We start from the raw sequence: 4,538 nt of genomic DNA, 5'->3' as shown, positions 1-4,538 counted from the left end.
CCAGCGCATCCCAAACCATTATTAGTGGATTGCGCAATAGTTCCACACACATGAGTGCCGTGCCCCTCGTCATCATTTGCGTGTGTGTCATTGTTTACGAAGTCGTAGGCATTTGCAGTATCAAATTTTGTATTTGCAAGGTCTGGAGCATGAGCATATTGTGTTCCTGTAACAGTATCTGTGTAATTTTCGTAGGCAACGCCAGTGTCAATAATAGCAACCTTTACACCAGCGCCTCTTGTAATATTCCATGCAGATACCACCTGAATTCCATAGTTTGAAGTATAACCGTTACTTAGCATGCCATAGTCATAAAGATCCCACTGGTATGGAGAAAAACATGGGTCATTTGGAACGCCAAATGCGTGAGCAACATAGTTTGGTTCTACATACGCTATATCAGGGTCATTTAGTAATAAACCTTTTATGGAATCGAGGGTTTTTCCGTTTGGTAGTTCAAAAACTGCAAAATTCTTTAAGCCTAATCTCTTAAGTTTTCCTTGACCAACATTTTCAAGAGCCTTTGATTTAGCCTGAGTGTTTACTCCCTCTTTGAATCCCACTATAAACTCGTTTGGAACAATGTCAGGTTGTGAAATGGCAACATCCCCTTTAACAAAGAGTGGCTCCGCGCTTTTTACTTGAGCGAACACCGTAAGCAAAACTACTACCACAACCAAACTTACCAGTACTTTTTTCATCTTTTACCTCCTTCTAAAATTTTGATAATTACATGAATAATTTATTTTTAGTCAATATCCAATAAGAAATTTGTTAAAAGCCAATTTTAATGTAAAATATCTTTGAAAGGCTGAAAAATGGATTTTAGAAAGTGGTTTTTTTCGTTTGCACTGCAAGGTGCATCGATTTCTCTTTTTAACATAGTTATAAGCTTGTATGTAGTTTTGGCACTCAAAGGTAATGTCCAGAGTGCCTCTATTGCTGTTGCTTTGTTTTCATTTGGTAACCTTTTGGGCTCAATTTCTTCAAGCATTATCCTTGATAGAATTAAGCGCGTATCTGTTCTTATATATACAAGTTTCTTTTTTGCATCTGCCATAATGGTACTTATGGCATTTGTTAAGTCGGTTTATATATACTACCTTCTTGCCGTTATTCTCGGCAATGTTATTTCCTTTACAGGTCCTGCAATGACCCTGCACCTCTCTAAGTTGGGCGATGAAGGATTCGTAAGAAGGCAAATAAATAGCCTTAATCTCTTTAATAGCGTAGGTTCAACCCTGGGAATGCTTTTTGGAAGCATAATCCTTACGCTTGTTAAAAGCCTTAATGATATTCTTAAACTCAGGATGATTTTCCTTATAGCGTCATTTTTGCTTCTCATAAGTTCGCTTCTTACAATTGAAAAAGGGAAAATCTCTGTGAAAATTACCCCAAGCCCTCGTGCAACAAAAATCCTGTTTTTACGTATTACACGCTTTACGAATGAATTTTTTAAAGTAGTGGACATAAGGAATCTTGATAAGTCTATGCGACTCATTACAGCATCTGTGTTTTTGGTGTTTTTCGGTGCTAACCTTGTTTTTTCTGTTTTTACAGTGTTTTTGAAAGAGGTATTCAAAGTTTCCTCGCAGGTAATTTTCTTGCTGTACTCGGCAAATAGTTTTGCAGGAAACATAGCGTTCTTTCTTACAGGAAGATTAAGGACGACGCGTTACGACAGGCTTTTTATCCGTCTTGTGCTTATCCTGAGAGGCGTCCTTTTTATACTTATGGGCATATTTGCCCTTCTTAAACTTGACTTTATGAGAGCGTTTATTTATGCAAGTTTTGTTTTCTTTGGTTTTACCTGGCCGTTTTTCTACATTCCTCTTACAATCGAGATAACAAAAATTGCCCCACACAGGGAAAGGGGCAAGGCTTTGGGTATATTTAATATGTCTATTAATCTTGCGGTTATTCTTGCATCATTTGTTGCTGGAGTTATTGCATTGCACCTTGGATACTTTGTAACATTTATTATAGGAGGCACCCTCCTTATCTTAGGAGAGCGCCTGTTCTCGAAAACTTTTTCCTAACTTAAGAATGCTTCAATTACCTTTCCCTTATTAACCTTGTATCCCAATTCTTCAAAGGTTTCAACTATTTTTGTAACGGCAACAAGCAACTCGTCTTTTGTAACACTTCCCATGTGTCCCATTCTAAAGCCTTTTCCATAAAGTTCTGCAAGCGTATTTGCGACTACAACACCTTTTTCTTTGAGTTTTCCTCTGAATGTCTTGTCGTCAATACCTTCAGGATAGAGGAAGACGGAAAGTGTTGGGGCAGGCCTTTTTGCAACGAGTGTGAGTCCCACCTCGTTAAATGCGTTTCTTACTCTTCTTGCAAGGTCTTCATGTTTCTTGAAGTAGTTTTCTAATCCCATTTCAAAAATGTCCTTAAGGGATTGATGAAGCGCAAAGAAGAGGTTTACCGATGGTGTTGCAAAGTACTTGGTGCCATCTTCCATTACAGGCATCCATTTGAGGATATCTCCATAATATGTTCTTGGCTTAATGGATTTCCTTTTTTCGATTGCCCTTTGTGAAAATGCAAGAAGCGTAAGCCCTGGAGGAGTTGCAAGAGCCTTTTGTGAGCCTGTTAAAATTACATCGATTTTCCAGTTGTCAAATTCTTCTCTTACACCACCTGTTGCACATACCCCATCAACAACAAAAAGGGTTTCTGGGCTTACTTCCTGGATAATTTTTGATACACTCTCTACATCCGCCAAAACTCCTGTTGATGTGTCCACATGGGTTAAAGTTAATGCCGTATAGTGTTTTTCTTTGAGTTTTTGCCTTACGATTTCAAGGTCAATATGTTCTCCTGCGACTGGTTTTATCTTATCAACATCAATTCCAATGTGTTTTGCAAGTTCTTCAAACCTGTCTCCAAAGTAACCATGAGAAACAACAAGGACACTTTCGTTCTCACCTACTATGTTTGTGAGTGCCATTTCCATACCAAGTGTCCCAGAGCCTGTAATTACAAACGGAAAGCCATTTTTAGCGCCAAAAAGTTCCTTTACAAAAGAAAGTGTCTCCTTAAGGATGTTTGCAAATTCAGGACTTGTATGTGAAATCACAGGTTCTGACATTGCTTCTAAAACATCCTCTTGAACAGGCGTTGGTCCTGGGATTAAAAGAAGTTCCTTCATATTTACCTCCTATTTTCTATCAAAGAAAGGATTCTTCCCTGAGATGCTCAAGGGTATGCCATATGCAATTATTACATCATTTCCAAGAAGTTTTAGGTTTATTGCGGCTCTTCCAATCGAATACATAACCCTGTTATCAACACATAATTCCTTTGCAAGAGAAACAGCACTTCCTATTGCAATGCCAAGGTCAATTGCTGTGCTTTCTTTTAGAACTGCCTGTTCTTGCTCGCCATCTTCAAAACCGTGTGCCCTCTCTTTTGGTTTTGAGCCAATGAGCACAACAACCTTTCCTTCGATGTTGCCTGCGTCTCTTATAAAGTATTGAAGGGATCTTTCAGTGCCAAACCTGATCATCTCTTCTCTAATTTTGTTAAGTTCATCGCCGTAAACGATTGCCGTAACAATCGAATCAAGCCCATTCGCCTTTGGTGCAGTACGGGCTGCAACGCACATTTTTTGAGCAACATCCAGGACAACTTCTAATTCACTTTCTGGATTTATTTTAAGCATTTCATACCCCCTTAATGAATCCGCCGTCAATCGGTAAAACAACACCTGTTATGTATGAAGCCTTTTCTGAAGCAAGGAACGCAACAGTTGATGCAAACTCCTCGACTGTTCCTATGCGCTTCATTGGAATGCTTGCAACCATTGCCTTTTGCGCTTCTTCAAATGTAATACCTTCCTTTTCGACCCTTGCCTTTAGAAGATTTTCGACCCTCTCTGTCATTGTGTAGCCTGGTGCAACAACATTTGCAGTGATATTAAATGGTGCAAGCGCATTTGATACAGATTTTATGAATGCAACAACGCCTGCCCTTGAGACATTTGAAAGTATGAGGTTGTCAAGAGGCTGCTTTACAGAGATTGAAGTAGAAGCAATTATTCTTCCCCAGTTTTGTTTAACCATCAGGTCTTTTACACCGTAAACTGCATAGATTGTGCTCATAAGATTTAGATGGACTGCATCAAGATAATCCTCTTCCTTTACATCAAAGAATCCACCTGAAGGAGGACCACCAGCATTTGCAAAAAGAATGTGAATTGTTCCGAATTTGCTTACAGTTTCATCGAGAGCTTTCATAACATCGTCTTTTTTAGTAGCATCGCCAACACAGATGAGTGGTTCAAAACCAGTATGCGCTTTTATTTCCTCCTGTGCCTTCTTTAGGTTATCAAGTGAGCGAGCCATAATAGAAACAAGCGCACCTTCTTCTGCAAGTTTGAGTGCAACGCCTTTGCCAAGTCCTTTACTTCCTGCCATAACAAAAGCAACTTTCCCTTTGAGACCTAAATCCATAAAATCAACCTCCTTAAAGAAGATTTTGACGCTTCAATTAATATTTTACTACAGATTTGAAAATTAGTGATTTGT

Annotated in this window: 5 protein-coding genes; 1 reads left to right on the top strand and 4 read right to left on the bottom strand. The window is 38.9% G+C overall.

The annotated features are described in order from the left end of the window. Positions 1–701 (bottom strand): S8 family serine peptidase (locus JHC30_07350; GenBank protein MCI4463963.1); only part of this gene is annotated, 701 nt, incomplete at its 3' end. A 117-nt stretch (positions 702–818) separates the two neighbouring features. Between JHC30_07350 and JHC30_07345 the strand changes: the two genes are divergently transcribed. Further along, positions 819–2,039 carry an MFS transporter gene (locus JHC30_07345; protein MCI4463962.1) on the top strand — a complete coding sequence of 407 codons (1,221 nt, stop codon included), beginning with the start codon at positions 819–821 and terminating at the stop codon, positions 2,037–2,039. On the opposite strand, the gene JHC30_07340 is transcribed toward JHC30_07345, so the two are convergent. From JHC30_07340 to JHC30_07330, 3 genes are read right to left on the bottom strand one after another with little or no spacing between them, the layout of a single operon-like run. Then, positions 2,036–3,160 carry an alanine--glyoxylate aminotransferase family protein gene (locus JHC30_07340; GenBank protein ID MCI4463961.1) on the bottom strand — a complete coding sequence of 375 codons (1,125 nt, stop codon included), beginning with the start codon at positions 3,158–3,160 and terminating at the stop codon, positions 2,036–2,038. The two genes, JHC30_07345 and JHC30_07340, sit on opposite strands and share 4 nt — an antisense overlap. Positions 3,161–3,169: 9 nt before the next feature. Further along, positions 3,170–3,673, bottom strand: coding sequence for a hypothetical protein (locus tag JHC30_07335; protein MCI4463960.1), 504 nt, complete (start codon positions 3,671–3,673; stop codon positions 3,170–3,172). A gap of 1 nt (position 3,674) precedes the next feature. Then, positions 3,675–4,463 (bottom strand): SDR family oxidoreductase, encoded by a 789-nt coding sequence (locus tag JHC30_07330; protein MCI4463959.1) that lies wholly within the window; start codon positions 4,461–4,463, stop codon positions 3,675–3,677. Positions 4,464–4,538 lie beyond the last annotated feature (75 nt).

It is taken from the genome of Caldisericum sp., from assembly GCA_022759145.1.
Classification (GTDB): Bacteria; Caldisericota; Caldisericia; order Caldisericales; family Caldisericaceae; genus Caldisericum.
The sequence above is the reverse complement of the archived record's forward strand: the minus strand, read 5'-3'. Positions and strand labels throughout refer to the sequence as shown.